Here is a 25,083-nt window from a genome sequence, read left to right as displayed (position 1 = left end):
GCGCGTCTCCCGTCACGTTGCCCGGAGAGGCCGGGCGACGTCGGGCATTTCGAGGTCGAGCAGCGCCGACGCCAGGCACTTTCCATGGGCGTCGAGCGCCAGCGACCGGGTCACGCCGCCGCCGAGCGCCTGCCGCATCACGAAGTTCAGCGCGCCGATGCTGGGGATCTCGTAGCGCACCACCTCGCCATGCACGACCTCGTGGAACAGCTCCTTCACGCGGTCGGCGGTGACATGGGCCTCGATCAGCGGATAGTCCGCCTCGTCGAAGGCGATGACGGAGATGTTGGAGATGTCGCCCTTGTCGCCGGTGCGGGAATGGGCGATGTCGCGGAGTTTCATGTCAGGCCTCCATAAACGCGATGGCGGGCTTCGCCAGCTCGCGGGGCAGCAGGGCCGACAGCATCGCCACCACGTCCTTGGCCGACTTGGTGGCGCCGCCGCCGCTGGCCGGGCCGTTGGTGTAGAGGGTTTCGACCTCGTTGCCGATGCGCTGCGCCTCCTTCAGGCTGCCGGTCCGGCCGACCACCCGCACCCGCACCTCGTAGGGCTCCTGCCCACCCGCGGTGGACAGTGCGGTGCCGTGGATGGAATCGACGCCGATCAGGTCGAAGCGCAGCTCGGTCGCCTCAACGCCGGTCAGCGCCAGACGCTCGCGCACGATCTCCAGCGCCAGCCGGCCGCGCGCCAGCGCGCCGGGACCGGCGTAGGAGATCTGCCCCTCGCCGATGAAGCTGTCGCGATAGCCGACCGAGACCTTCAGCGTGGCCGGCCGCGGGCGCCCGGTGGCGCCGGCCACCCGCACCCGGTCGGGCCCTTCCTGGGCGAAGCGCACGCGCGAGAAGTCGGCCACCACGTCGGGGGTGAAATAGGCGGCGGGGTCGTGGATCTCGTAGAGCAGCTGTTCCTTGCAGGTGGCGGTGGTCACAGCACCGCCGGATCCCGCCACCTTGGTGATGACGGCGCTGCCGTCCTCCCCCACCTCGGCGATCGGGAATCCCAACCGGGCCAGGGCGGCGACGTCCTTCACGCCGGGATCGGCGAAATAGCCGCCGGTGATCTGCCCGGCGCATTCCAGCAGATGCCCGACCACCGTCCCCTTGCCGAGGAGATCCCAATCCTCCATCGACCAGCCGAACTCGAAGATCTGCGGGGCGAGGAACAGGGCCGGGTCGGCGACGCGGCCGGTGATGACGATGTCGGCCCCGACCTTCAGCGCCTCGACGATGGGAGCGGCGCCGAGATAGGCGTTGGCCGAGACCAGACTGCCGGCCATCGCCGACACCGGCTCGCCGGTTTCCTCGATGCGGTGGTCGCCGGACTTCAGCGTCTCCAGCACGTCATCGCCGGACACCGCGGCGATCTTCAGCCCCTCCAGGCCGAGCGACCGGGCGATGTCCCGCGTCTTGGCGGCGGCGGCGGCCGGGTTGGCCGCCCCCATGTTGGTGACGATGCGGATGCCCTTCTCATGGCAGGGCCGCAGCACCGCCAGCATGCGCTCCGCCAGCAGGGGATCGTAGCCCTGGGCCGGATCCTTCAGCTTGGCGCCCTGGGCGATGGCGATGGTGCGCTCCGCCAGGCATTCAAAGACGAGATACTGGATGTCACCCTTCTCGGCCAGTTCAACGGCCGGCTCGATGCGGTCGCCCGAATAGCCGGCGCCCGATCCGATGCGGATGGTCTTCATGATGGTACTCCTGTGTGCGGACCCCTTGGACCCGCGTCAGAAGGGGATGACCCCGAGGATGGCCGCGGCGACGGTCATGACGACCGAGGCGGCGAACAGATAGGGGATCGAGAATTTCTGGTGCTCGCCCAGCCCGATGCCGCACAGGCCGACGACCAGGAAGGTGGCGGGGGTGAGCGGGCTGACCGGGAAGCCGACGGTCATCTGGCCGAGAACGGAGGCCTGGGCGATCTGGATCGGGTCGCCGCCCAGCGTCTTATAGACCTCGGCGATCACCGGCATCATGCCGAAATAATAGGAGTCCGGATCGAACAGCAGGCTGAGCGGCATCGACAGGATGCCCAGCGCGAAGGGAACATGCTGCGCCATCTCCGGCGGGACGAAGGCGACGGCGGACTGGGCCATGGCCGTCAGCATCTTGGTGCCGGTCATGATGCCGGTGAAGACGCCGGCCGCCAGCAGGATGCTCGCCATCATCAGCGCCGCCTTGGCGTGGGCGTCGACGCGCTCCTTCTGCATCTTGACGTCGGGATAGTTGATCATCAGCGCCAGCACGGTGCCGACCATGAACATCACCACCGGATCGACCGCCCCTTCGATCATCACGGCCATGATGACGGCGGTGAGGATCAGATTGACCCAGAACAGCTTGGGACGGCGGATCCTGATCTGCTCCGGCGTCAGCACGCGCGGCGCCGGCCCGACCGGACCCACGGCTTCGGGAGCGCCCATGGCGCCGACCGAGCGGGCCTGTCCCGCCGCAAGCGGCCTTGAGGACAGGCCGAGACGCCGCTCCTCGCGCTTGCCGAGCAGGAAGGCGACGGTGAAGATGAACAGCAGCCCGACGCCCTGCACCGCGATCAGCGGATTGAAGATGTCGGTCACCGGCACCTTCAGCGCCGCGGCGGACCGGATCATCGGCCCGGTCCAGGGCAGGAAATTGACGCCCGCCGCCATCGACACGCACAGCGCCAGGATGCGCTTGTCCATGCCGAGCCGGTCGTAGAGCGGCAGCATCGCCGGAATGGTGATGAGGAAGCAGACCGCACCGGACCCGTCGAGATGGATCAGCAAAGCCAGCAGGGTGGTGCCCATGGTGATGCGTGCCGGCCGCGTGCCGACCACCCGCAGGATGCGGTCGATGATCGGGTCCATCATCCCGGCATCGGTAACGACGCCGAAGAAGATGATGGCGAAGACGAACATGCCGGCGGTCGGCGCGATGGAGCGGATGCCGGCAATGATGAACTTGCTGGTTTCAAGGCCGAAGCCGCCCGCCAGCGCCGCGATGATCGGCACGGCGATCAGCGCGACCAGCGGCGACATCCGGTTGGTCATGATCGCCGCCAGCAGAACGACGATGGTTGCCAAGCCTAATAGCGCGAGCATGTAACCTCCTCCATGGCCGTTGTTATTGTTGTTTTCCGCCTGCTGCGCGATCTCTTCACGTCAGGCGAAGACGCACGGCGGGCCCCTGCGGCGACCGGTTCCGGTCCCCGAGTAACGCCACCCGAGCGGATTTCAAAAGAACTTCATCTTTTGCGAAGCCGGCAGGCAGGGGAACTGGCAGCGGGGCTTTTTACAGATCAGCCACTTTGCCGCACCATGCCGAAGCGGTGTCCGCGATTGACACTGTACGAACCCACAATCAGATTAGAGAAATGAATTTGTTGTATCACGGTAATTTGATTTTTCTATAAGAGGCGGGCCATGCTCCAGGGAGTGAGACATATCAAGGCCTTCGTCGCGGTGGCGCGTCTCGGCAGCTTCACCAGGGCGGCGGCGGAGGTCAACCTGTCGCAGCCGGCGCTGACCGTGCAGATCCGCCAGCTCGAAGAGAGCCTCGGCGTGCGGCTGTTCGACCGCAACAAGCGCCATGTGGTGCTGACCCAGGCCGGCCGCGACCTGCTGCCGGCCTTGCAACGGGTGTTGGCCGAGTTGGATGCGGTGATGAGCGTCAGCCACGATCTGGCCGGGCTGCGGCGCGGGTCGGTGTCGGTCGCCACCCTGCCGTCGGTCGCCGCCGGGCTGCTGCCCATCGCCATCCGCCGCTTCGCCGCCGACCACCCCAACATCGACGTCCGGGTCAGCGACGTCGTCGCCGAGCGGATCATCCAGCTGGTCAAGGCGGAGGAGGTCGATTTCGGGATCGGCAGCCGGGTCGGCCCCGACCGCGACGTCGAGGTGATCGATTTCCTCTGCGACCGCATGTGCGCCTTCTTCCCCGCCGACCACCCGCTGAACGGCCGGCGCCCGCTGCTGCTGACGGACATCGTCGCCTTCCCGATGATCCTGACGGCGCGCGGCACCAGCGTGCGGTCGCTGGTCGAGCGGGCGTTGGAGAAGGAAGGGCTGGAGATCAGCCTGTCCTGCGAGGCGAACTACATGTCGACGGCGGTCGGCATGGTGCGGGCCGGGCTCGGCGTCTCGGTCCTGCCGGAATCCGCCGTCGACGCCGCCTCCTGCGAGGGCATCGTGGTGGAGCCGATCCGCACCGCCGGGCTGGTGCGCCGGATCGGCTTCATCCGCAAGACCGGCCGCTCTCTGTCGCCGGCGGCGGAGCGCTTCGCCGCCCTGCTGCGCGAGGTCGCCGGCCCGACGCTCGCCCACTTCTCCAGCATGGAGGCCGCCGCGAAGCGGTAACGTGGCTGGAATAATTTTTTAACTGGATAACGTCAGTATATTTCTGAAATCAGCCAATCCGATTTCACCCGCCCTCCTCTTTCGTAGTATATCAGTTGCCGCCCCCCGACGCGCGCGACATGAAGGCACCCATGAGACTCCTGGAAAATCTGACGATCCGGGCGAAGCTGACCGCATTGGTCGCCTTGTCCGTCCTGGCTCCGGCCGTGGTGATCGCCATCAGCAGCAGCTTCGCCCACCAGCGCATGATCGACGACCGCATCGACACCATCCGCTCGGCGGTGGAACTGGCGGTCGGCATGGCGAAGGGGCTGAATGCCGAGGTCGAGGCGGGAACCCTGCCGCGCGAGCAGGCGCTGGCGCGCTTCCGCACCGCGGTGCACGCGATGTCCTACCATGACGGCGCCGACTACCTGTTCGCCTACGATCTCAACGGCATCGCCGTCGCCAACCCCTCCAACCACAAGGCGGTCGGCACCGACCGCATGGGGCTCCAGGACAAGGCCGGCAAGTATTTCGTCCGCGAGATCGTCGACACGCTGCGCCGTCAGGACAACGCCATCATCCATTATGTCTGGCCGAAGCTGGGGTCCGACGTCCCGCTGCTGAAGACCAACTATGTGCAGCGCTACCAGCCACTGGGCCTGATCGTCGGTTCCGGCGTCTACACCGACGACATCGACGCCGCCTATCACGACTTCCTGGCCAGGACCGGCGCCGCCACCGCCGCGCTGATCGCCGCGCTGGTGCTGATCGCCTTTTTGGTCAACCGCGACATCGTGCGCTCGCTGCACCGGCTGCGCGACAAGATGACGGCGCTGGCCGCCGGCGACCTTGGCGTCACCTTCCCGGAGGCGGCGCGGCGCAACGAGATCGGCGGCATGGCGCAGGCGCTCCAGGTGTTCAAGGAGAATGCCCAGGCCAAGGCCAGCCTGGAAGCCAGCCAGGCCGAGCAGGCGGAGCGCGCCGCGGCCGAGAAGCGGGAGGCGATGACGACGCTCGCCAGCCATTTCGAACAGACCGTCGGCAACCTGATCCACGATGTCGCCGGCGAGGCGGACGCCATCGAACGGCGCGCCCAGGACATGACGCGCGCCGCCGACGAGACCGGCAGGCTGGCCGGCGCCGTCACCCTGGCGACCGAACAGACCTCCGCCAACGTCCAGACCGTCGCCGCGGCGACGGAGGAGCTGACCAGCTCGATCAACGAGATCAGCCGACAGGTCGGCTCGTCGGCCGAGATCGCCCGCGAGGCGGTCGAGAGCGCCGAACGGGCCAACGGCAAGGTCGAGGGGCTGGCCGGCGCGGTGGAGCGGATCGGCGCCGTGGTCGGCCTGATCAACTCCATCGCCAGCCAGAACCAACCTGCTGGCGCTGAACGCCACCATCGAGGCGGCCCGAGCCGGCGAGGCCGGGCGCGGCTTCGCCGTGGTGGCCACCGAGGTCAAGGCGCTCGCCAACCAGACCGCACAGGCCACCGAGGAGATCGCCGCCCAGGTCGCCGGCATCCAGAGCGAGACCGCCCAGGCCATGCACGAGATCAAGGGCGTGGCACAGGTCATCGGCCGGGTCAACGACGTCGCCACCTCCATCGCCTCGGCGGTCGAGCAGCAGGGGGCCGCGACCCGCGAGATCAGCCGCAACATCCAGCAGGCCGCCCGGGGCAGCCACGAGGTGTCGTCCAGCATCGGCGGCGTGAACGAGGCCGCCGGACGGAACGGCACGGTCGCCTACGAAGTGCTGGAGAATGTGCGGGAATTGTCGATGCAGACCGAAAGCCTGCGCGGCGAGGTCGGCCGCTTCCTGGCACAGGTGCGGGCCGGCTGACCGGCCCGCAAGGCCCGCGTCCGCGGGCCTTGGCTTCGCGGGCATGTGCCCGCGCGGCCGATACCAGGGTCGAAAGTCAAAACTTTCTGACCTTGGTATTACGGCGCGGCGACGAACTCCACCCAGTTCGGCTGCTTGCCGGCCGGATAGCGGGCGAGCGGGGTCAGCGCGCCGCTGCCGCCGTCGATGCGGTAGACGGTCATGCCGTCCGACTTCTCGCCCACCGCCGCCAGGAACCGGCCGGTCGGGTCGATGTTGAAGCCGCGCGGCTGCTCCTCCGTCGCCACGCTGGCGAGCGGGGTCAGCAGGCCGCTTTCCGGGTCGATCCGGAAGGAGCGGATGGTGCTGGTCCGCCGTTCGGAGATGTAGAGGAACCGGCCGTCCGGCGTCGTGTGGATGTCGGCGGCCCAGGGCTCGCCCTTGAAATCGGCCGGCAGGGACGGCAGGCGCTGCCTCTCCGTCAGCCTGCCGGTCGCGGGATCGTAGGCGAACACCGCGACGGCGGCGTCCAGCTCGTCCACCAGATAGAGGAGGCGTCCGTCGGGATGGAAGACGATGTGGCGCGGACCGGATTTCGCCGGCAGCGCCACCGAGGGCGGATCGTTGTCGCTCAAGGCTCCGGTGGCCGCGTCGAAGCGGAACTGCACCAGCCGGTCGGATCCCAGGTTGGTGGCGAAGGCGAAGCGGTTGTCGGGCGACGGCTGGATCGAATGGGCGTTCTTGCCGGTCGCCACCACCTGCTGCGGCGGTCCGACCTTGCCGTCCGGCCCGATTGGGTTCACTGCCACCTTGTCGCCGCCGTAGGACGCGCCGAACAGGTACTTGCCGCTGCGGTCGGTGACGATGTTCGCCATGCTGTCGGCCAGCGGGCCGCTGCCGAGATGGCTCAGCGTGCCGGTCGCCCTGTCGATGGCGAAGATCTGCACCTGATAGGGTTGCGAGCGCACGCCGGCATAGAGGAAGCGCCGGTCGGGGCTGAGCGCCAGCGGGGTGGAGGAGCCGGGCTTGTCCACCCCGACGAAGGGCACCGTCCCCAGCGGGGTCATGGCGCCGGTGGTGCCGTCCAGCCGGAAGACGCTGATGTAGTTGCTGCCGGCGTTTGACACGTAGGCGAAACTATCGGCCTGCGCCGGAACAGCCAAGGCGAAGGCGGCGGAAGTCAGCAGCATCGCCAGAGCGATGCCGGTGGGGCGTCCCATGGTATCCTCCCTTGTGAGCATATCCTCCTCCCGCCGCGGGCGCCGGTTGCTCCGGTCATCTCCGCCGCGGGGGTCTTCGGGTCAGATCAACTCAGGTCACCGGCGCCGGGTTGAACAGGGTCAGCGCGTTGCGCAGCCCCCAATGGTCGGCCCAGGTCTGCTTGCGGCCGCTCGCCACCTCAAGGATCAGGCGGAACAGCTCCCAACCCACATCCTCGATGGTGGCTTCGCCGGTGGCGATGCGGCCGGCGTCGACGTCGATCAGGTCGTGCCAGCGCGCAGCCAGTTCGGTCCGCGTCGCCACCTTGATCACCGGCGCCATGGCGAGGCCGTAGGGGGTGCCGCGCCCCGTGGTGAACACCTCGATGTTGCAGCCCGACGCCAGTTGCAGCGTGCCGCAGATGAAGTCGCTGGCCGGCGTGGCGGCATAGAGCAGCCCCTTGCGCGTCGCCCGCTCGCCCGGCGCCAGCACGCCGGCAATCGGGCTGGTGCCGGACTTGGCGATGGAGCCCAGCGCCTTCTCCACCACGTTGGCGAGGCCGCCCTTCTTGTTGCCGGGGGTCGGATTGGCGCTGCGGTCGGCGGATCCGGTCTCCAGATAATCGTCGTACCAGCGCATCTCGCGGATCAGGGCGCGGCCGGTCTCCTCGTCGACGGCGCGCGGGGTCAGCAGATGGATGGCGTCGCGCACCTCCGTCACTTCGGAGAACATGACCGTCGCCCCGGCCCGCACCAGCAGGTCGGCGGCATAGCCCAGCGCCGGGTTGGCGGTCACGCCGGAGAAGGCGTCGCTGCCGCCGCATTGCAGCCCGACGACGAGATCCGACGCCGGGCAGGTCTCGCGCCGCCGCTCGTTGAGCTGGGCCAGCCGGCGGTCGGCCATCTCCAGGATGGAGGCGACCATGTCGCCGAAACCCTGGTGACGCTCGTCCTGCAAGGTGACGATGCTCGGCTCGACCCCGGCCGGCAGCAGCCGTTCCGGCTGGAGCTTCTCGCAGCCGAGCCCGACCACCATCACCGCCCCGCCCAGGTTGGGGTTGCGGGCGAGGTTCTGCAGCGTGCGGATCGGCACCGCGGCGCCCGGCGCGTTGATCGCCACGCCGCAGCCGTAGGTGTGGTTGAGGGCAACGACGTCATCGACGTTGGGGTATTTCGGCAGCAATTCCTTCTTGATGCGTTCGACGGCGAAATCCATCACCCCGGCGACGCACTGCACGCTGATGCTGATGCCCAGCACATTCTTGGTGCCGACCGTCCCGTCGGGATTGCGGTAGCCCTCGAAGGTGTAGCCGTCCAGCGCCGGGGCGTCGGGCGGCACGGCGGTCGCCAGCGGCAGCGTGTCCAGATCAGGCGCCTGCGGCAGGCGGACCAGCGATTCCTCGATCCAGGCGCCGCGACGGATTGGGCGGGCGGCGGTGCCGATCACCTGCCCGTAGCGGACGATCGACGCCCCTTCGTCCAGGTCGGCCAGCGCCACCTTGTGCCCCTGCGGCACGAAGTCGGTCAGGACCAGCCCGCACTCGAACTCCGTCCCCGGCGGCAGCCCGCCGGAATTCACCACGATGGCGACGTTGTCCTCGGGATGGACCAGGATGTAGAGAGGCTTCTGGGTCATGGCTTGCCCTGACTGTGTCGGGATATCCCCCTCTCCCCCCGGGGAGAGGGTCGGGGTGAGGGGGATGCACGGGTTGGATTCTCGGGTAGAGGCCGCCGCGCGACCCCCTCACCCTAACCCTCTCCCCGGGGGGGAGAGGGGATGAACCCTCATCGAAAACTCACAACCTCACCGCACCAGGCACGGCCGCTTGTTGTCGAACGTCCAGCCGGGGACCAGGTACTGCATCGCCGTGGCGTCGTCGCGGGCACCCAGCCCGTGCCGCTTGTAGAGGTCGTGCGCCTTCGCCAGCTCGTCCATGTCGATCTCGACGCCCAGCCCCGGCCTCTGCGGCACGGCGACCAGACCGCCCTCGATGCGGAACGGTTCCTTCGTCAGGCGCTGGCCGTCCTGCCAGATCCAGTGGGTGTCGATGGCGGTGATCCGGCCCGGCGCCGCTGCGGCGACATGGGTGAACATCGCCAGCGAGATGTCGAAATGGTTGTTGGAGTGCGACCCCCAGGTCAGGCCCCATTCATGGCACATCTGGGCGACGCGGACGGACCCCTGCATGGTCCAGAAATGCGGGTCGGCCAGCGGGATGTCGACCGACTGCAACTGGATGGCATGGCCCATCTGGCGCCAGTCGGTGGCGATCATGTTGGTGGCGGTCGGCAGGCCGGTGGCGCGGCGGAACTCCGCCATCGCCTCGCGGCCGGAGAAGCCCTGCTCGGCGCCGCAGGGATCCTCGGCATAGGCCAGCACGTCGCCCTTCCCCTTGCACAGCCGGATCGCCTCCTCCAGCGACCACGCGCCGTTGGGATCGAGCGTGACGCGGGCCTGGGGGAAGCGCTTGGCCAGCGCCGTCACCGCCTCGATCTCCTCCTCGCCGCGCAGCACGCCGCCCTTCAGCTTGAAGTCGTTGAAGCCGTAGCGGTCGTGCGCCGCCTCGGCCAGCCGCACCACCGCGTCAGGGGTCAGCGCCACCTCGTTGCGCAGACGGAACCAGTCGTTCTTGGCGTCCGGCTCGGCGCGGTAGCCCAGATCGGTCCTGTTGCGGTCGCCGACGTAGAACAGGTAGCCCAGCATCTCCACCGCGTCGCGCTGCTGCCCCTCGCCCAGCAGGGCCGCCACCGGCACCTCCAGGAACTGGCCCAGCAGGTCGAGCAGCGCCGCCTCCAGCGCCGTCACCGCATGGATGGTGATGCGCAGGTCGAAGGTCTGCAAACCGCGCCCGCCGGAATCGCGGTCGGCGAAGCCGCGGCGCACGCTGTTGAGGATGGCGTTCCAGGCGCCGACCGGCTGGCCGACCACCAGGGCGCGGGCATCCTCCAGCGTCTGGCGGATCCGCTCGCCGCCCGGCACCTCGCCGACGCCGGTATGGCCGGTGCTGTCCTTCAGGATCACCACGTTGCGGGTGAAGTGGGGCGCATGGGCGCCCGACAGGTTCAGCAGCATGCTGTCCTGGCCGGCGACCGGCACGACCAGCATTTCGGTGACTTTGGGCGACGACATCTGAATTGCCATGATGCGGTGTCTCGAAAAGCGGGAAAGGCGGGAGGGGCGGGTCAGGCGGCTTGCAGCAGCGCCTGGGTGTAGCCGAGCGCGAAGGCGAAGAAGCGCTCGCGGTCGGGGTCCAGCTCGGAGAAGGGCACATGGTCGGGGCAGAGGATGCCCTGGTACCCGACCTCGCGGTAGGCGCGGATGCAGGCTGCCATGTCGACCGACCCCTCGTCCGGCATCGCCTCGCGGAAGTCGAGGTAGCCGCCCTTGATGTTGCGGAAATGGACCATGAAGATGCGGTTCTGCGGGCCGAACTCGCGGATCGCCTCCAGCACCGTTTCGGTCGGGTTGCGCGACATCTCGGCGATGGTGCCCTGGCAGAAGTTGAAGCCGAGCGACTTGCTCTCCGGCGCCAGATTGACGAAGCGCCGCAGTCCGTCGAGCGAGCCCAGCACATGATGCACGCCGTTCAGGCCCCCCGGCGGATAGGCCGGGTCGTGCGGGTGGCAGGCAAGCCTCACGCCGGCCTTCTCGGCGGTCGGCAGGATGGCCTCGACCAGATATTCGATGGCGCGCCAGCCGTCGGCCTCGCTGACGCCGCCGGCCTCGCCCGCCATCACCTGCCCGCAGGTTTCCGGCGCGCCGCGCGCGTCCAGCGGCGACGGCTTGGTCCCCGTCTCGTCCTCCGGCAGAACGGTGCCCCAGTAGGAGAAGCGGGCATCGTTCTCCGCCTTGTACTCGTCGGCGCGGAAAGTGCTGCACTTCATGCCGCCGCGGCCGTCGACCACGCCGGTGCGGGTGATGCCGACCATGGCGACCGTGTATTTCACCGTGTCGACCCCGCCGTCGGCGGCGGCGCGGATGTTGTGGCGCAGCCGCTCGGCGGTGGCCGCCGCCTTCTCCGGCGCCCGCAGGCTGTCGAGCAGGATGGAGCCGACGTCCAGCGCCAGGCAATCCAGCGTCAGGCCATGGCCCTCCACCCACTTGCGCTGGTCGGCGACCTTGCGGCCGTCCCACAGCCCGGCCTCGACGTCGCCGCCGGCCATCACCGGCGCGTTCGGCCGGCTGTCGATGACGATGCCCCGGGCGCCGAGCTGGGCGGACAGGCGCAGGCGCTTGTCGGTGGGGTTGATGAGCTGTTCGCCGATATACATGGGAAAGACCCTCTGCCAGACCGCTCGAAGGCGACGATTACCGCTTCAGTTCCATCCGCTTGATCTCGCCGACGACGACCAGATAGCTGACCGCGGCGATCAGGGCGTTGGCGCCGACGAAGACCAGGGCGCCGTTGAAGGAGCCGGTGGTCTGGATGATGTAGCCGATGACGATCGGCGTGGTGATCGACGAGATGTTGCCGCACATGTTGAACACGCCGCCGCTGAGGCCGGTGATCTCCTTCGGCGCGCAGTCCGACATCACGGCCCAGCCCAGCGCGCCGATGCCCTTGCCGAAGAAGGCCAGCGCCATCAGCGACACCACCACCCACTGAAGGTCGGTGTAGTTGCAGGCGATCATCGCCATCGACATCAGCATGCCCAGCACGATCGGCGTCTTGCGCGCCGCGGTCAGGGAATAGCCCCGGCGCAGCATGGCGTCCGACATCACGCCGCCCAGGATGCCGCCGGCGAAGCCGCAGATCGCCGGGATCGAGGCGATGAAGCCGGCGTTCAGGATCGACATGCCGCGGGCCTGGACCAGATAGACCGGGAACCAGGTGATGAAGAAGTAGGTGATGGCGTTGATGCAGAACTGGCCGAGGAAAATGCCGACCATCATGCGGCTGGCGAAGAGCTGGCGGATGTAATCCCACTTCGCTCCGCTCTCGGCCGAAGCCGCCTTCTTCCGGCCGTCGTCCATGTTGATCAGGCCGCCGCCGGCCGCGATATAGTCCAGCTCGGCCTGATTGATGCGGGGATGATCCTTCGGCGCGTAGACGGTCTTCATCCACACCGCGGCCATGATGATGCCCAGCCCGCCCATGACGCCGAACACCCAGTGCCAGCCGAAGGAATGGGTCAGCCAGCCCATCAGCGGCGCGAAGATCACGGTCGCGAAATACTGGGCGGAGTTGAAGATGGCGGACGCGGTGGCCCGCTCCTGGCCGGGGAACCACGCGGCGACGACGCGGCTGTTGCCGGGGAAGGACGGCGCCTCCGCCAGACCGACGGCGAAGCGCAGCGCGAACAGCATGGCGACCGCCGTCCCGCCGGCCAGGAAGCCGATGCTGCCCTGCATCAGGGTGAAGGCCGACCAAATGAAGATGCTGAGCGCATAGACGATCTTCGACCCGTAGCGGTCGAGCAGCCAGCCGCCCGGCAGCTGGCCCAGCACATAGGCCCAGCCGAAGGCGGAGAAGATGAAGCCCATCTCCGCGGCGCTGATGCCCAGCTCCTTCGAGATCACCGGACCGGTGATGGAGAGGGTCGCCCGGTCGGCGTAATTGATGACCGTGACGAGGAACAGCATCGCGAGGATGAGATAGCGGACGTTGGTCCGCTTGGCGGCGGGCTGGGCGGCGGCGGCGGCAGCGGTCGAATAGGACGCGCGCTCGGCGTTGGCGGCGGTGCTCTCGATTGTCATGAAATTTCCTCCCTCAAGGCATGAGGGCGGGCAGGCGCGGCAGTCCGTTCCCGGACCCGATTGGCGGATCCGGCTTGCTGGCTGCACCTTGTGTCCGGCGTCGGGAACTGAAGCCCGGCGCCTGCCCGTCCGGCGATGGCTCGTTGCCGCGGGTTTAGCGGCTTACTGGGGTCCCAGCGCGTCGATCAGGGCGCGCAGGTCCTCCACCTCGGCCGGGGTGCAGTCGATCAGCGGCGCGCGCACCGGGCCGGCGGGACGGCCGACGATGGCGGCGCCCGCCTTGACGATGCTGACGGCATAGCCGGCCTTGCGGTTGCGGATCGCCAGATAGGGCAGGAAGAACCGGTCGAGCAGCCGGTCGGTGGTGGCGGTGTCGCCGACGGCGACCGCTTGGTAGAACTCCATCGCCGTGCGCGGGATGAAGTTGAAGACAGCGGACGAATAGACCGGGACGCCGATGGCGCGATAGGCCGCGGCGTAGACCTCGGCGGTCGGCAGGCCGCCCAGATAGCTGAAGCGGTCGCCCATCCTGCGGCGGATGGTCGTCATCATCTCGATGTCGCCCAGCCCGTCCTTGAAGCCGATCAGGTTGGGGCAGCGCTCCGCCAGCGTCGCCAGACGGTCGGCGCCCAGCTTGCAGGTGGCGCGGTTGTAGATGATGACGCCGATGCCGACCGACTTGCAGATCGCCTCGACATGGGCGGCGACGCCCTCCTGGTCGGCTTCCGTCAGGTAGTGCGGCAGCACCAGGATGCCGGCGGCCCCGGCCTTCTCGGCGGCCCGCGCCATCTCGATGGCGATGCGGGTGGAATAGCCGACGCCGGCGATGATCGGCACCTCCTTGCCGCAGACCTCGACGGCCAGCGAGACGATGCTCCTGTGCTCGTCGGGCGTCAGCGAGAACAGCTCGCCGGTGCCGCCGGCGGCGAACAGGGCCGACGCGCCGTAGGGCTTCAGCCATTCCAGGCGGCGGGCATAGCCGCCCGGCTCGAAGGTGCCGTCGGCGGTGAAATCGGTTAGCGGGAACGACAGGAGACCTTCGCTGACGACGGCCTTCAGGGCTTGCGGTTCCATCGGGAGCATCCTTGGAAAACGGTGGAGACACGATCCGCAGGGGAAAGGCTGCGGGCATGGTGGCTTTTGAACGATGGCGTGTCTGGAGGATCCGGGCCGGGCTCGCGGCGATCCGTCCGACACCGTCGTCATCCGATGACAGGACGATTATCATCATATCAGTCATCATACAAGTGGTTTGATGCGGATGACGGCAATCCGCCTCCCCACCAATCCGGACATGGCGAAAGCCGGTCCACAAAGCAAAAGGGACGCGGCCGGCGGTCCGACAGCGTCCCCTGATCCCGCAAACCCGAAACGGGCGAACGTTCAGCCCGTGGCGGCGGCCGCCTTGAAATCCCCGCCGGCGCGCAGCCGGTCGCGGCTGCCGTTCAAATGCAGGCGGATGGCGGCCCGGGCGCCCTCCGGGTCCTGGCGTTCGATGGCGGAGTAGATGGTCTGGTGCTCGTCGTTGATCCGCCGGAGGTATTGGCGGCGCGAATCCCCCTCCAGATGCCCGTAGCGCACGCGGGCGCGCGGGATCAGCAACGATCCGAGATAGGAGAACAGGGCCAGGAAATGCTTGTTTCCGGTCGCCGCGGCGATGGCGCTGTGAAAGGCCAGATCGGCGTCGATGGCATCCTCTCCCGCCTCCACCGCCGCCGTCATCGTGTCCAGCGCCTCGCGCATGCGGGCAAGCTGGGCATCGTCGCGGCGGATGGCGGCGAGATAGGCGGCCTCCGATTCCAGGCTGATGCGGACTTCCAGCACCGAGATCGCCTCGTTCACCGCCTCCAACGTCAATTCCTCGATGCGGAAGGGCAGGATCGCGGCGTCGCGCAGGACGAAGGCCCCCAGCCCCTGCCGGGTGGAGACCATGCCGACCGCCTTCAGGTTGGCGATAGCCTCGCGCACCACGGTGCGGCTGACACCGAATTCGTCGATCAGGTCTTGTTCGCTCGGCAGCCGGTCGCCACTCTTGAACTGTCCGCTGGAGATCCGTTCGGCCAGGGCATCCACCAGTTGCTTCGCCAGCGGGTCCCGGCGCCTGCGCGCTGTCATCACCATCCTCACCCAAACCCGGTTCCGGGACGGACCGCCCGTCACCACTCCATGCCCAGAGTTAACACCCACAAAACCTATACGACAATAGACAAGCCGGCCTGCCGGCCCATGGAAAGGCAGCAGATCGGGGCCGCTCCGCACCGCCCCACTTGTATGATGACTGATGTCATGATAGATCGCCTCTCCAACGAATGTTCGGCCGCTCTTGTCGGCGGACGCCCCTCCCCCGGCGCTCCGCCCTTGAAGGAGACCCCAAGATGATCATCACCGGCGAGATGCTGATCGGCGCCACGGCGCACCGCGGCGGCCAGGGCGGGTTCCGCGCCGTCGACCCCGCCACCGGCGAGGCGCTGGACCCCGTCTTCAGCGGCGGCGGTGCGGCCGAGGTGGAGCGCGCCTGCGCGCTGGCCTGGGCCGCCTTCGACGCCTTCCGCGAGACCGGCCTGGAGCAGCGCGCCGCCTTCCTCGAGGCGGTCGCCCAGAACATCCTCGACATCGGCGACGACCTCATCACCCGCGCCATGGCCGAGACCGGCCTGCCGCGCGCCCGGCTGGAGGGCGAGCGCGGCCGCACCGTCGGCCAGCTCCGCCTGTTCGCCCAAGTGGTGCGCGAAGGAAGCTGGATCGAGGCCCGCGTCGACCCGGCGCTGCCGAGCCGCACGCCGCTGCCGCGCGCCGACATCCGCCAGCGGCACATCGCGCTGGGGCCGGTCGCGGTGTTCGGTGCGTCGAACTTCCCGCTCGCCTTCTCGGTGGCCGGCGGCGACACCGCGTCCGCCTTTGCCGCCGGCTGCCCGGTGGTCGTCAAGGGCCATGGCGCCCATCCCGGCACCTCGGAACTCGTCGGCCGCGCCGTTCAGGCGGCGGTGGCATCCTGCGGCCTGCCTGAGGGGGTCTTCTCCCTGCTGTTCGGCACCGGCAACGAGATCGGCACGGCGCTGGTCGCCGATCCGCGGATCAAGGCGGTCGGCTTCACCGGCTCGCGCGGCGGCGGGCTGGCGCTGATGGGGGTGGCGGCCAGGCGGCCGGAACCGATCCCGGTCTATGCCGAGATGAGCAGCATCAACCCGGTCTTCCTGATGCCGGCGGCGCTGGCCTCGCGCGCCGAGGCGCTGGGCAAGGCGTTCGTCGCCTCGCTGACCATGGGGGCCGGGCAATTCTGCACCAACCCCGGCATCCTGCTGGCGGTGGACGGGCCGGACCTCGACCGCTTCGTCGATGCTGCGGTGGAGGCCATCGGCGGCAGCGTCGCCTCGACCATGCTGACGCCGGGCATCCATGCCGCCTTCGACAGCGGCGTCGCCAAGCTGGCCGGCAGCGGTGCCGTGACGACGCTGGCGCGCGGCCTGGCCTGCAGCGGGCCGAACCAGGCGCAGGCGGCCTTCTTCACCACGACGGCGGAGGCCTTCCTGGCCGGCACGGAGTTGCAGGAGGAGGTGTTCGGCGCCGCCTCGCTGCTGATCCGCTGCGCGGACGTGGCGGCGATGACGGCGGTGGCGGAAAGGCTGGAGGGGCAACTGACGGCGACCTTGCAGATGGATGGGGCGGACAAGGCGGCGGTGGCCGGGCTGATCCCGACGCTGGAGCGCAAGGCCGGCCGCATCCTGGCGAACGGCTGGCCGACCGGGGTGGAGGTCTGCCACGCGATGGTGCATGGCGGCCCGTTCCCGGCGACCTCGGACCCGCGCAGCACCTCGGTGGGCACGCTGGCGATCCGCCGCTTCCTGCGCCCGGTCTGCTACCAGGACATCCCGGCAGAGCTGCTGCCGGAGGCCCTGCGCGACGGCAACCCGCAAGGGATCTGGCGCCGGGTCGATGGGGAATTGGGGCACGACTGACCGTCTGTCGGGACGTGGGGCAGCGGCAAGTCAGCCCCTGCCCCTGCCCCGCCGCTCCATCGCTGCCCGCAACAGGGCGGCGAAGCGGAAGGGGGCGTGCAGGGACTTGCTGTAGGGCAGCGTTGCGAACCAGCCGAGGACGAGGCCGAGATGGACCAGCAGCAGCGGTCCCATCGCCGCCGTCTCGCGCAGAGCCATCAGCCCCAGGCCGCTGGCCGCCACCAGGAACAGCAGCGCCAGCAAGGCACAGTCCGCACCGGTAAGGCTCGCCGCCACAGGCGCGGGATCGGCGCGCAGCTTCAGCAAGGCCAGCCCAGCCGTGCCGATCACCATGCCGACCCCGCCAAGACTGCCGAACAGGACCGGCAGGCTCGCCGGCGGATACGGTGCCGGCCACCCCAGCAGATGATCGTACACGGTTGCCACGCCGGTCGAGGCGAAGCACAGCGCCATCCCGTAGAACAGCGCGTGGTGGAAGCGGCGACGCGCCTGGGAAAAGCCGTCATCCCGGTCGTTGCAGCCGGCCCCGCCGCCGCCGAGATTGCGCAAGGTGGCGGCGTCGGACAGGGCATCGCGCAGCGCCGGCAACAGCGGCACGCCGGCCGGGGCCGGTCCCATGCCGCGCCAGAAGGATGCGACACTGAAGCCGATGGCGATCAGCGACCACAGCATCGCCCCCCCGGCGACACCGGCGATAATTTTCCACGGCACCAGCCGGTAGAAGGCGCCCGGCCCCGATTGTCGCGCGAACAGCGTCTCCGGCGGGACCCACAGCAGGGCCGGAACGACCACGAGGGCGACCGCCGACAGGACGACGGCAGCCATGGCGGCAACCGCGGACCATCCCGCATGGGGCACTCGTCCCCTGAGCAGCGGCGGCCAGACATGGTCGCGATAGGACTGCTGCCGGACCAGACTCAGGCTTTTCGGCAGGTTGAGGTCGAAAGCGTGGGGCGGCGCGTATTGGCAGGCATGATAGCAGGACCTGCAGTTGTGGCAGAGGTTGGACAGGAAGGCCAGATCCTCCACCGACACCGACCGCCGCGATTTCAGCGCAGGGAAGACGGCGCAGTAGCCGTCGCAGAACCGGCAGGCGTTGCAGATGTCCAGCGCCCGGCGGGCATCCGCCGCGATCCGTTGGGTATCGTCAGCGCAGAGCATGAGCTGCGGCCTCCCGACCGGCGATGCGGCCGAACACGGCGCCGATGGTCATGGCGCTCCCCGCCAGATAACCCGTTCCCAGGATGTTGGGCGCCATGATGATTCCGGCGGCATGGACTCCGTCGATGGCCGTCCCGTCCGGCCGCAGCACGCGTGCCTGCCCATCGACCCGCACCCCCAGGCAGGTGGAGGTGACGCCGGCCCGCACCGGGTAGGCGCCGAAGGGCGGGACCGTGACCGGCGCGGCCAGCCGGGTCTTCGGCGGATGGATGCCCGCCGTCGCGCCGCCGCCGGCGACCGCGGCGTTGAAGGCCGCCACCGTGGACTCCAGCGCCGGCGGACCGATGCCCAGAGCCGAGGCCAGCCCGCCGACGCTGTCCGCCTGGATCGCCGGGAAGATGGAGGGCCGGAACCGCCCGGCAATGGCGGAATCGAAGACCGAAAAGGCGACGGCACCGGGGCAGCGGGCCACCAGCTCGCCCCAGGCCGTGTAGCGCGACGGCCCGACGACCGCCCCTTCGTCGGCGAAACGCCGGCCGTCCCGGTCCACGACGATGCCATGGGGAAGGCCATCCAGCCGCGTGACGATGCCGCCGTCGAACGGCGGAGCGCGGCCATCCACGGCCACCATATGGCAGCGGTCGGCCGCCCCAACCGGGTCCGCCCCCTCCTCCAGCAGTGCCTTCAGCGGGACGCCCGTCGCATGCGGGGTGCCGCGGACCGTGACTGCGCCGGCAGCCCCGCCCCACTGCCGCCGAAGCCAGCCGGGATCGGCCTGGAACCCGCCGGAGGCGACGACGAGCGCTCCTGCCCGTATGGCGATGCCCACATCGCCGACGGTGACGGCCGGTGGCCCGTCCCGCAGATGCAGGGCGCGCACGGTGCTGTCGTAGCGGACGACGACGCCCAGCGCTTCCGCCATGGCGTAGAGCGCGTTGACCAGAGCTTTCCCCCGCCCAGGAAGAAGGCGGTCTTGCGGCTGTAGGGCAGGACGTCGTCGGTGCCGCGGTGAAACCGCACGCCGTTGCCGGCCAGCCAATCGAGAATGTCGGCACTGGCGTCGATGAACCGGCGCGCCAGCCCGCCATCGGCGGACGTTGCGGCAGCCCCGGCCAGCCGTTGCAGGTCGGCCCGGTAATCGTCGGCCGGATAGCACCCCTGCACCCACGGTGTCGGTGCGTCGTGCATGACCCGCATGTTGCGGGAGTGGCGGGCGTTTCCTCCACGCAGCGACCTGGGCGCGGCCTCCAGCAGCAGGACCGCAGCCCCGGCCCGGCGGGCGGCGATTGCGGCGCAGAGCGCCGCGTTGCCGCCGCCCACCACCAGAACATCGCAGTCGCACGAAACGCGGGTCATCGATCCGTCGCAGCAGAAGGCGGTCCGCCCCCGGTCTGCCGGACGAAGCCTGGAAAGCATGGCTTTAGCCCCGGACGGCATGGCAGGGGAAGAGGCGGCACCTGCGACACAGCGCAGCGGCCACCGGAAGGTGCCGCACCGGGACGATGGCCTCCCCGCCTTGTTAAGGCAAAATTGGTTTTCCATAAGCCATGCTTGACTCCTGCACAGATTTTGTGTGCAGCGCAACATAACCCCGCTCATGAACCTGGACGGCCGCCCGCCGGATCGAGGCGCCCAACCGAGGTCGCTCCCCCACTCCATGACGGCTGGAGTTGTCATGATCGAGTTGATCTTCGTGGTTTGCCTTGTTTCCAGTCCGGACCGCTGCACCGTCGAACGCCCGCAGTTCCAGGAGCCGTTCGTCAATGTGATGGCCTGTTCGCGCAACGGCCTGTTCCGCGCCGCCGAATGGGCGGAGCAGCACCCGAAATACACTGTGCGCCGCTGGAAGTGCGAACCGCGCCAGATCTGACCTCACAGGATCCGGCGATACCATCGCATCTCCCCGAAAGAGGCCCACCTCTTTTGAGCCTGCCAATTCCATCCGTATCCATGATTGTTTATACGGCAATCATCGAGGGCCCAAGGGCGCAAGCCCGATGGACCGGGATGGAAGGGGTTTGGGCATGCCTGTTCGCATCGCGTTCATCCTCGCCACGGCCTTGCTGTCGGCTGCCCCGGCAGCCGCCGGCCCGGCCAACGACTATCCCACGGCGGCGCGGGCCGATTATGTGATCGCCTGCATGGCGTCGAACGGGCAGTCGCACATCGTCATGGAGAAATGCGCGTGCAGCATCGACGCCATCGCCGACCGCATCACCTATGACGACTACACCGCCATCGAGACGGTGAAGGTGATGGCCGACCAGCCGGGCGAACGGGCCGGGATCTTCCGCAGCTCCGGATGGGCCAAGGATTTGATGGACCGCTTCCGCCAGGCCCAGGTCGCTGCCGACCGCCAGTGCTTCTGAGGGAAGGCTACAACGCCGGACCGTCCTTGGCGTTACCGGCGCTCAATGAAACGCTGTGGGTGAAGGTGGCGCCCTTGGTGTCCTGCGCGACCACATCCAGGCTGCCGCCCGCGCTGGGCAGGAAACTGAAGCGCAGGTTCGGATCCTCGCTGATGGAAATGTCGGTGTCCGCCTCCAGCACCGTCCGGCCGCCGGCGCGGATGACGATCGACTGGATATAGTGGGCGGGGATGTAGGTGCGGCTGACCTGATCGAACTGGAGCCCGCTGCTGTTGGGGTGGCTGACCATCACCTGGGCGGTGGCGGAGCTGCCGGGGGACAGCGTCTCCGGAAGCTTCACCTTGATGCGACCGAGACGCGCCATCGCCTCCTGCGGGTCCTTGACGGCGGGAGCGGAGCAGCCGCCGGCGGCCTTGACGTAGACCGCCGTCATCAGCAAGCGGCCGTCCTCCGTCTCGCCCACCGCATGGATGTTGGTGTATTCGTTGACGCGCACGCGGGTCTCGATGCCGCTGCCGGCGCTGGCCGGTCCGAAGCGGAAGGTGGCGGCCAGCGGCACCGGGTTCTTGTCGACCAGCAGGGACAGCGACTTCAGGCGAAGCGACGGCTCCACCTCGATCCGCACCGGGACCAGGGCGGCGTCATGGGCACGGGCCGGCGCCTCTATGCGGATGAGGGCGCCGGCCTCCTCGACCGGGCGGTCCTTGAAATACATGTCGTGCAGCATGTCCCAGCGCGCGGCATCCTCCGCCGCATCGGTGGCGGCATGACCCGGCATGGACAGGACGATCAGGAGGCCGGCCAGCAGCCCCATCGGCGGATATCGCATCATCGCTCCCGCTCCTATTCCCATTCGAGTTCGGCGAAGGTCGCCGTGACGTTGCGCGGGTTGTAGGCATCGAACAACAGCCAGCGCTCCCGCTCCTCCTCCGCCACATGGGCGACGGCGTCCTGGATGCCGCCGCCCGCCCTCAACACCCGGCGCACCCCCTCCACCAGCACCGTCAGGTAGCGCCGCTGGGCATCCAGCGCTCCCGGCCAGGCCACGCGGGCCGGTCCATGGCCGGGGACGGCACGCACCGCCGGCACCCGCTCCAGCCGGTCGATCACCCGAAGCCAGCCCATGGCATTGCCGTCGACCGCCGGGACATGGTCGACGAACAGCAGGTCGCCCGTGAACAGCGTCCCCGTCTTACGGTCGAAGACGGTCAGGTCGTTGTTGGTGTGCGCGGTCGGATAGGCGGTCAGCACGAGGATGCGGTTGCCCAGGTCGACCCGCACCTCTTCGGCCACCGGCCGGTCGACCCGGACCGGGGCGATCCCGGCCGCCGCCCCGGCACCCAGCTCCTCGGTCAGCCGTTGACGGTAGACTTCCTGGCGGGCGGCCAGCGCGTCGCGCAGGTTGGCATGGCCGGCGATGGGCACGCCGGCGAAGGCGGCGTTGCCGAAGACATGGTCGGGGTGCATGTGGGTGTTGATGACGATGACCGGTTTCCTGCCGGTCCGCGCCGCAATGGCCTCGCTGAGACGCACCCCCAGCTCCGGCGTGCCGCCGGTGTCGATGACCGCGACAAAGCTGTCGCCGACGATGAAGCCCATGTTGGCCGTGTCGCCAGCGTTGTCCGGCGCCGGCTCGGCGATGGCCCCCTGGTGGACAAAGACCCCGGGCGCGACCTCCGTCATGGCCAGCGGTTCCGCCGATGCTGCCAGAGCCGCCGTGACGAGGAATATCCCCACGGCGACAGGCCCAGCCCGTCCAGCCGAGCCACAGACATCGAGCGCGGACGTCATGACTGCGCTCCCTCGTAGCCGGCCTGCGCATGCTCCAGACGATGGGCGAAGAGGCTGGCGACGGTCAGGTCGGCGGAGGTGCCGGGGTTGATGCCCCGCCATTTCAGGTGCGCATCGAAGACGAACAGATGCCCCCGCCGGATGGCCGCCGAGGATGCCGCGGCGACCTGCCGGCGCACCTCGCGGGCTTCGGACAGCACGGCCGTGGCGCGATCCTCTCCCTGCTTGCGCAGGATATGGCTGTCGGGAAAGGCGGTCAGGAACTCCAGATAAACGGCTTCTGCGACCGTGACGGCGTCGCTGTCCGGCATCGACCGGGCGCGGGCGACACCGATGTCGAAGACATCCCGGAAGCCGTCGGCATATTGGGCGGCGATGCGGTCGCGCGACCGGGCCGCCGCCATGGCGGTCCGCAGATCCACCGTCGCCGGGCCGGCGACGTCATGCTCCGCGGCACGACCGAGCCCGCCGGGCGATGCGAGGCGGATCGCCTCGAAGGCGGCCTCGGCATCCTCGACCGTCAGCGCCGCCAGCACGCTGGACAGCCTGTCGCGCAGTGAGTGCGTTTTTGGACTCTCGGCGGCGCGGGCCAGCGGGGCGCAGAGCAGCAGGATGCCCAGGTTGGTATTGCAGCCGACAGCCCTGCGGGTTGCCTGCACCGCCCGCAGGATGCGGTCGCCGACCGGGGCACCGGAGCGGGCGATCTCGGGCGCCGCGGCTTCCGCCGACAACAGGAAATCCTCCACCGTCATGCCATGGCCGGCGGCATGCACATGGACGTTGCCGGGCTTCAGCGCCATCACCTCCGCCCGGCAAACGGCCATGAACAGTTCCGCGGCGACAGCGCTCATCGCTCCGTTCCCGCACCCTCCGCCCCGCCGAAGGACCGGTCGAGCATCTCCGAGGCAAGATGCCCGCCGTGAAAGCTGCGGCCGCTGTCGAGCGCGGTGACCACCACGCGCGCCGGGGCGAACAGCAGCGGGTCGATGGCGTAGAAGTCCTTGTTCACCGCCGCGAACACCTCGGCGAAAGGGCGGCCGTAATCGCGGGACTCCGTGCTGGGCAGGCGTTTGGCCAGATCGGCGGCGGCATCGTCGGGTCCGGTGACGAAGAGCTGGACGGTGCCGCCGAACAGGATGGCGTCGTTGGTCCGCCCCATCGCCTCGACGAAGCCCTTGCCGGGCGGCGGCAACGGGGCGACGCCGATGCCGTCGGCGACATGGTCCAGCGGGAAGCCCAGTGCGTGCACCTTGTGCATGGCGACCTCCAGCACGCGGGCGACGATCTGCACCGTGCCGGCGAGGCTGGCCGTCGGCGTCAGCACCAGCGTCAGCCGCTCCGCCGCCACCCCGCACCCGATTGCGATCCGTTCGACCAGCGGCGCCGGCGGCACGGTGCCGCTTTCCAGCACCAGCACGGCATGGTCGCCGCTGTCGGCATAGCCCAGCTCGTCGAACAGCGGCTCCTTGCGGGCGAGTGCGCGGCCGGGACCGGAGCCGAGCGCGAAGAAGGAGCCGCCCTCGTCCTTGTGCGACAGGCTCCAGCCGGCATATTGGCTGCCGAGGCAGGCCAGCACCGGGTCGGTGCTGTGCACCGCGACCTGGAACGGCCAGCGGTCCGACCGGGTGTCGGCCTGGAGCGTCACCCGGCCGAGACCGCCCATGCACAGCTCGGCGATGCGGCGTCCGGCCTCCAGCCCGCCGGGATGGGCGATCCCGCCATCGACGACGGTGGCGCCGGCCACACGGTCGATACCGAGCCGCAACCGCACCGCATCGGCGACCAGGGCGGCGGCGAGGGGAGCGGACAGGACCGACAGGCTGGGGCGCCCGGTCATCGCAGGTCGAGTCATCATTTGCCCTTTCCGGCGATGGTGCGCGCCGCGTCCATCGCATCCTGGAAATCGAAGGCGACGGCGGTGCCACCGGTCTGCATCCGCTCCAGCAGATGGTGCTGGACCTTGAACTTGACGTTGCCGATGGCGAGAGCGCCGATGCCGACGGCGTTCGGTTGGGCAGGCAGGGAAACGCCGTCGTCCTGCACGCCGACCCCGTCCACCCCGGCCGGCGGCACGGCGTTGATGTCGGCGGCGACGCGCAGACGCTTGGCCGCGCGCAGATCGTCGGCGGTCAGCACCGTCACCCCCGCCTTGCCGCAGGCCAGCACGACCTCCGCCCGCTCCATCAGCGCCGCCTTGCCGCCGGTCGATGTGTCGGCGCAGGACAGCGTGACGCCGTAACGCTGGCCGAACTCCTCCGCCTTGCCCTGCACGGCCGACACGCCGCGATGGCTGACCAGGGTGACGCTGCCGCCGGCCTGGGCAGCGATCAGTCCGGCGATGCCCCCGACGACGCCGGTGGCGCCATAGACCTGGACATCCAGGCCGGTCAGGCCCTCCACCCCCAGCCGCCGCAGCGCACGCTCGACCACGGCGACCATGGCGGCGGCGGTGGTGAAGGCGCCGGACGGGTCGGCGAAGACCGAGATCCGGAAGGGCGGGAACATCGCCTTGCGCGCCACCTCCAGCATGTCCAGCGCCATCGCCGCATCGCGCCCGCCGATGAACAGGCCGGTGCGCACCGCGTTCTTCGGATCGCGGGAGAACATGGCATCCTGCGTCAGCGCCTCGACCTGCGCGGTCTCGATGCCGGTGTAGGGCACCACCGTATCGATGCCGGCATCCACGGCCATGTTGACGTCGAACGGGCTGACATTCGCCAGCGGCGTGATCATGTGCAGCACATAAGGGGCGCCCATGCCTGTCTCCCTCCGG

Annotated in this window: 21 protein-coding genes and 2 pseudogenes; 6 read left to right on the top strand and 17 right to left on the bottom strand. The window is 69.1% G+C overall.

The window, feature by feature from the left end:
- Nucleotides 1–12 precede the first annotated feature (12 nt).
- The 3 genes from ACWPN8_RS30275 to ACWPN8_RS30265 are packed head-to-tail and all read right to left on the bottom strand — an operon-like array spanning nucleotide 13 to nucleotide 3,076.
- Nucleotides 13–342: an AtuA-related protein gene (locus tag ACWPN8_RS30275; RefSeq protein ID WP_492243460.1), complete on the bottom strand. Its 330-nt coding sequence runs from the start codon at nucleotides 340–342 to the stop codon at nucleotides 13–15.
- 1 nt (nucleotide 343) lies between these two features.
- Complete coding sequence (locus ACWPN8_RS30270) at nucleotides 344–1,687, bottom strand: acyclic terpene utilization AtuA family protein (protein WP_492243459.1); 1,344 nt, start codon at nucleotides 1,685–1,687, stop codon at nucleotides 344–346.
- A 36-nt stretch (nucleotides 1,688–1,723) separates the two neighbouring features.
- Nucleotides 1,724–3,076 carry a CitMHS family transporter gene (locus ACWPN8_RS30265; RefSeq protein WP_492243458.1) on the bottom strand — a complete coding sequence of 451 codons (1,353 nt, stop codon included), beginning with the start codon at nucleotides 3,074–3,076 and terminating at the stop codon, nucleotides 1,724–1,726.
- A gap of 321 nt (nucleotides 3,077–3,397) precedes the next feature.
- On the opposite strand from ACWPN8_RS30265, the gene ACWPN8_RS30260 reads away from it, so the two are divergent.
- From ACWPN8_RS30260 to ACWPN8_RS30250, 3 genes and pseudogenes are all read left to right on the top strand, one after another.
- Nucleotides 3,398–4,330, top strand: coding sequence for a LysR family transcriptional regulator (locus tag ACWPN8_RS30260; protein WP_492243457.1), 933 nt, complete (start codon nucleotides 3,398–3,400; stop codon nucleotides 4,328–4,330).
- A gap of 119 nt (nucleotides 4,331–4,449) precedes the next feature.
- Nucleotides 4,450–5,190: pseudogene (locus ACWPN8_RS30255) on the top strand (cache domain-containing protein); the annotation flags it as partial.
- Nucleotides 5,191–5,695: 505 nt separating this feature from the next.
- Nucleotides 5,696–6,157: a methyl-accepting chemotaxis protein gene (locus ACWPN8_RS30250; RefSeq protein ID WP_492243498.1), complete on the top strand. Its 462-nt coding sequence runs from the start codon at nucleotides 5,696–5,698 to the stop codon at nucleotides 6,155–6,157.
- A 98-nt stretch (nucleotides 6,158–6,255) separates the two neighbouring features.
- Here ACWPN8_RS30250 and ACWPN8_RS30245 read toward each other — a convergent pair whose 3' ends face one another.
- The 7 genes from ACWPN8_RS30245 to ACWPN8_RS30215 form a co-directional block, all read right to left on the bottom strand.
- Nucleotides 6,256–7,356: a lactonase family protein gene (locus ACWPN8_RS30245; RefSeq protein ID WP_492243456.1), complete on the bottom strand. Its 1,101-nt coding sequence runs from the start codon at nucleotides 7,354–7,356 to the stop codon at nucleotides 6,256–6,258.
- Between the two features lie 91 nt (nucleotides 7,357–7,447).
- The gene (garD, locus tag ACWPN8_RS30240) at nucleotides 7,448–8,971 is read right to left on the bottom strand and encodes a galactarate dehydratase (protein ID WP_109446652.1); all 1,524 of its coding nucleotides are present in this window, start codon (nucleotides 8,969–8,971) and stop codon (nucleotides 7,448–7,450) included.
- Between the two features lie 168 nt (nucleotides 8,972–9,139).
- Nucleotides 9,140–10,465 carry a glucarate dehydratase gene (gudD, locus tag ACWPN8_RS30235; protein WP_492243455.1) on the bottom strand — a complete coding sequence of 442 codons (1,326 nt, stop codon included), beginning with the start codon at nucleotides 10,463–10,465 and terminating at the stop codon, nucleotides 9,140–9,142.
- Between the two features lie 53 nt (nucleotides 10,466–10,518).
- Nucleotides 10,519–11,607, bottom strand: a complete 1,089-nt coding sequence (locus ACWPN8_RS30230) for a mannonate dehydratase (RefSeq protein WP_109446648.1) — start codon at nucleotides 11,605–11,607, stop codon at nucleotides 10,519–10,521.
- A gap of 37 nt (nucleotides 11,608–11,644) precedes the next feature.
- Nucleotides 11,645–13,033, bottom strand: a complete 1,389-nt coding sequence (locus ACWPN8_RS30225; protein ID WP_109446646.1) for an MFS transporter — start codon at nucleotides 13,031–13,033, stop codon at nucleotides 11,645–11,647.
- Nucleotides 13,034–13,195: 162 nt separating this feature from the next.
- A complete protein-coding gene (kdgD, locus tag ACWPN8_RS30220; protein WP_492243454.1) occupies nucleotides 13,196–14,107 on the bottom strand; it encodes a 5-dehydro-4-deoxyglucarate dehydratase in 912 nt (303 codons plus the stop codon).
- Between the two features lie 309 nt (nucleotides 14,108–14,416).
- Nucleotides 14,417–15,148, bottom strand: coding sequence for a FadR/GntR family transcriptional regulator (locus ACWPN8_RS30215; protein WP_492243453.1), 732 nt, complete (start codon nucleotides 15,146–15,148; stop codon nucleotides 14,417–14,419).
- Between the two features lie 260 nt (nucleotides 15,149–15,408).
- Between ACWPN8_RS30215 and ACWPN8_RS30210 the strand changes: the two genes are divergently transcribed.
- Nucleotides 15,409–16,989 carry an aldehyde dehydrogenase (NADP(+)) gene (locus ACWPN8_RS30210; RefSeq protein ID WP_492243452.1) on the top strand — a complete coding sequence of 527 codons (1,581 nt, stop codon included), beginning with the start codon at nucleotides 15,409–15,411 and terminating at the stop codon, nucleotides 16,987–16,989.
- A gap of 30 nt (nucleotides 16,990–17,019) precedes the next feature.
- Here the strand turns inward: ACWPN8_RS30210 and tcuB are convergent, their stop codons facing one another.
- Complete coding sequence (tcuB, locus tag ACWPN8_RS30205; protein ID WP_492243451.1) at nucleotides 17,020–18,150, bottom strand: tricarballylate utilization 4Fe-4S protein TcuB; 1,131 nt, start codon at nucleotides 18,148–18,150, stop codon at nucleotides 17,020–17,022.
- Nucleotides 18,137–19,506 (bottom strand): annotated as a pseudogene (gene tcuA, locus ACWPN8_RS30200) (FAD-dependent tricarballylate dehydrogenase TcuA). The gene tcuB and the pseudogene tcuA overlap by 14 nt, the downstream one beginning before the upstream one ends.
- Before the next feature lie 319 nt (nucleotides 19,507–19,825).
- Here tcuA and ACWPN8_RS30195 point away from each other — a divergent pair.
- Entirely contained in the window at nucleotides 19,826–20,020 is a 195-nt protein-coding gene (locus tag ACWPN8_RS30195; protein WP_492243450.1) for a hypothetical protein, read from the top strand.
- Nucleotides 20,021–20,174: 154 nt separating this feature from the next.
- On the top strand, nucleotides 20,175–20,519 hold the full coding sequence (locus tag ACWPN8_RS30190) for a hypothetical protein (protein WP_492243449.1): 345 nt from the start codon (nucleotides 20,175–20,177) through the stop codon (nucleotides 20,517–20,519).
- Nucleotides 20,520–20,526: 7 nt separating this feature from the next.
- Here the strand turns inward: ACWPN8_RS30190 and ACWPN8_RS30185 are convergent, their stop codons facing one another.
- The 5 genes from ACWPN8_RS30185 to ACWPN8_RS30165 are packed head-to-tail and all read right to left on the bottom strand — an operon-like array spanning nucleotide 20,527 to nucleotide 25,067.
- Nucleotides 20,527–21,351 carry a quinoprotein dehydrogenase-associated SoxYZ-like carrier gene (locus ACWPN8_RS30185; RefSeq protein WP_492243448.1) on the bottom strand — a complete coding sequence of 275 codons (825 nt, stop codon included), beginning with the start codon at nucleotides 21,349–21,351 and terminating at the stop codon, nucleotides 20,527–20,529.
- 11 nt (nucleotides 21,352–21,362) lie between these two features.
- Nucleotides 21,363–22,310 (bottom strand): quinoprotein relay system zinc metallohydrolase 2, encoded by a 948-nt coding sequence (locus tag ACWPN8_RS30180; protein ID WP_492243447.1) that lies wholly within the window; start codon nucleotides 22,308–22,310, stop codon nucleotides 21,363–21,365.
- Nucleotides 22,307–23,161 (bottom strand): triphosphoribosyl-dephospho-CoA synthase, encoded by an 855-nt coding sequence (locus tag ACWPN8_RS30175; protein ID WP_492243446.1) that lies wholly within the window; start codon nucleotides 23,159–23,161, stop codon nucleotides 22,307–22,309. Before ACWPN8_RS30175 ends, ACWPN8_RS30180 begins: the two co-directional genes overlap by 4 nt.
- Nucleotides 23,158–24,165 (bottom strand): methenyltetrahydromethanopterin cyclohydrolase, encoded by a 1,008-nt coding sequence (mch, locus tag ACWPN8_RS30170; protein WP_492243445.1) that lies wholly within the window; start codon nucleotides 24,163–24,165, stop codon nucleotides 23,158–23,160. The genes ACWPN8_RS30175 and mch overlap by 4 nt, the downstream gene beginning before the upstream one ends.
- Nucleotides 24,162–25,067, bottom strand: coding sequence for an NAD(P)-dependent methylenetetrahydromethanopterin dehydrogenase (locus tag ACWPN8_RS30165; RefSeq protein WP_492243444.1), 906 nt, complete (start codon nucleotides 25,065–25,067; stop codon nucleotides 24,162–24,164). Before ACWPN8_RS30165 ends, mch begins: the two co-directional genes overlap by 4 nt.
- Nucleotides 25,068–25,083 lie beyond the last annotated feature (16 nt).

Source organism: Azospirillum sp. UENF 112521 (genome assembly GCF_058780665.1).
The sequence above is the reverse complement of the archived record's forward strand: the minus strand, read 5'-3'. Positions and strand labels throughout refer to the sequence as shown.

What these genes read in the sequence shown, in the direction of transcription:
- ACWPN8_RS30275 (WP_492243460.1), bottom strand. Translation starts at nt 342, where the DNA reads ATGAAACTCCGCGACATCGCCCATTCCCGCACCGGCGACAAGGGCGAC.
- ACWPN8_RS30270 (WP_492243459.1), bottom strand. Translation starts at nt 1,687, where the DNA reads ATGAAGACCATCCGCATCGGATCGGGCGCCGGCTATTCGGGCGACCGC.
- ACWPN8_RS30265 (WP_492243458.1), bottom strand. Translation starts at nt 3,076, where the DNA reads ATGCTCGCGCTATTAGGCTTGGCAACCATCGTCGTTCTGCTGGCGGCG.
- ACWPN8_RS30260 (WP_492243457.1), top strand. Translation starts at nt 3,398, where the DNA reads ATGCTCCAGGGAGTGAGACATATCAAGGCCTTCGTCGCGGTGGCGCGT.
- ACWPN8_RS30245 (WP_492243456.1), bottom strand. Translation starts at nt 7,356, where the DNA reads ATGGGACGCCCCACCGGCATCGCTCTGGCGATGCTGCTGACTTCCGCC.
- garD (WP_109446652.1), bottom strand. Translation starts at nt 8,971, where the DNA reads ATGACCCAGAAGCCTCTCTACATCCTGGTCCATCCCGAGGACAACGTC.
- gudD (WP_492243455.1), bottom strand. Translation starts at nt 10,465, where the DNA reads ATGTCGTCGCCCAAAGTCACCGAAATGCTGGTCGTGCCGGTCGCCGGC.
- ACWPN8_RS30230 (WP_109446648.1), bottom strand. Translation starts at nt 11,607, where the DNA reads ATGTATATCGGCGAACAGCTCATCAACCCCACCGACAAGCGCCTGCGC.
- ACWPN8_RS30225 (WP_109446646.1), bottom strand. Translation starts at nt 13,033, where the DNA reads ATGACAATCGAGAGCACCGCCGCCAACGCCGAGCGCGCGTCCTATTCG.
- kdgD (WP_492243454.1), bottom strand. Translation starts at nt 14,107, where the DNA reads ATGGAACCGCAAGCCCTGAAGGCCGTCGTCAGCGAAGGTCTCCTGTCG.
- ACWPN8_RS30215 (WP_492243453.1), bottom strand. Translation starts at nt 15,148, where the DNA reads ATGACAGCGCGCAGGCGCCGGGACCCGCTGGCGAAGCAACTGGTGGAT.
- ACWPN8_RS30210 (WP_492243452.1), top strand. Translation starts at nt 15,409, where the DNA reads ATGATCATCACCGGCGAGATGCTGATCGGCGCCACGGCGCACCGCGGC.
- tcuB (WP_492243451.1), bottom strand. Translation starts at nt 18,150, where the DNA reads ATGCTCTGCGCTGACGATACCCAACGGATCGCGGCGGATGCCCGCCGG.
- ACWPN8_RS30195 (WP_492243450.1), top strand. Translation starts at nt 19,826, where the DNA reads ATGATCGAGTTGATCTTCGTGGTTTGCCTTGTTTCCAGTCCGGACCGC.
- ACWPN8_RS30190 (WP_492243449.1), top strand. Translation starts at nt 20,175, where the DNA reads ATGCCTGTTCGCATCGCGTTCATCCTCGCCACGGCCTTGCTGTCGGCT.
- ACWPN8_RS30185 (WP_492243448.1), bottom strand. Translation starts at nt 21,351, where the DNA reads ATGATGCGATATCCGCCGATGGGGCTGCTGGCCGGCCTCCTGATCGTC.
- ACWPN8_RS30180 (WP_492243447.1), bottom strand. Translation starts at nt 22,310, where the DNA reads ATGACGTCCGCGCTCGATGTCTGTGGCTCGGCTGGACGGGCTGGGCCT.
- ACWPN8_RS30175 (WP_492243446.1), bottom strand. Translation starts at nt 23,161, where the DNA reads ATGAGCGCTGTCGCCGCGGAACTGTTCATGGCCGTTTGCCGGGCGGAG.
- mch (WP_492243445.1), bottom strand. Translation starts at nt 24,165, where the DNA reads ATGATGACTCGACCTGCGATGACCGGGCGCCCCAGCCTGTCGGTCCTG.
- ACWPN8_RS30165 (WP_492243444.1), bottom strand. Translation starts at nt 25,067, where the DNA reads ATGGGCGCCCCTTATGTGCTGCACATGATCACGCCGCTGGCGAATGTC.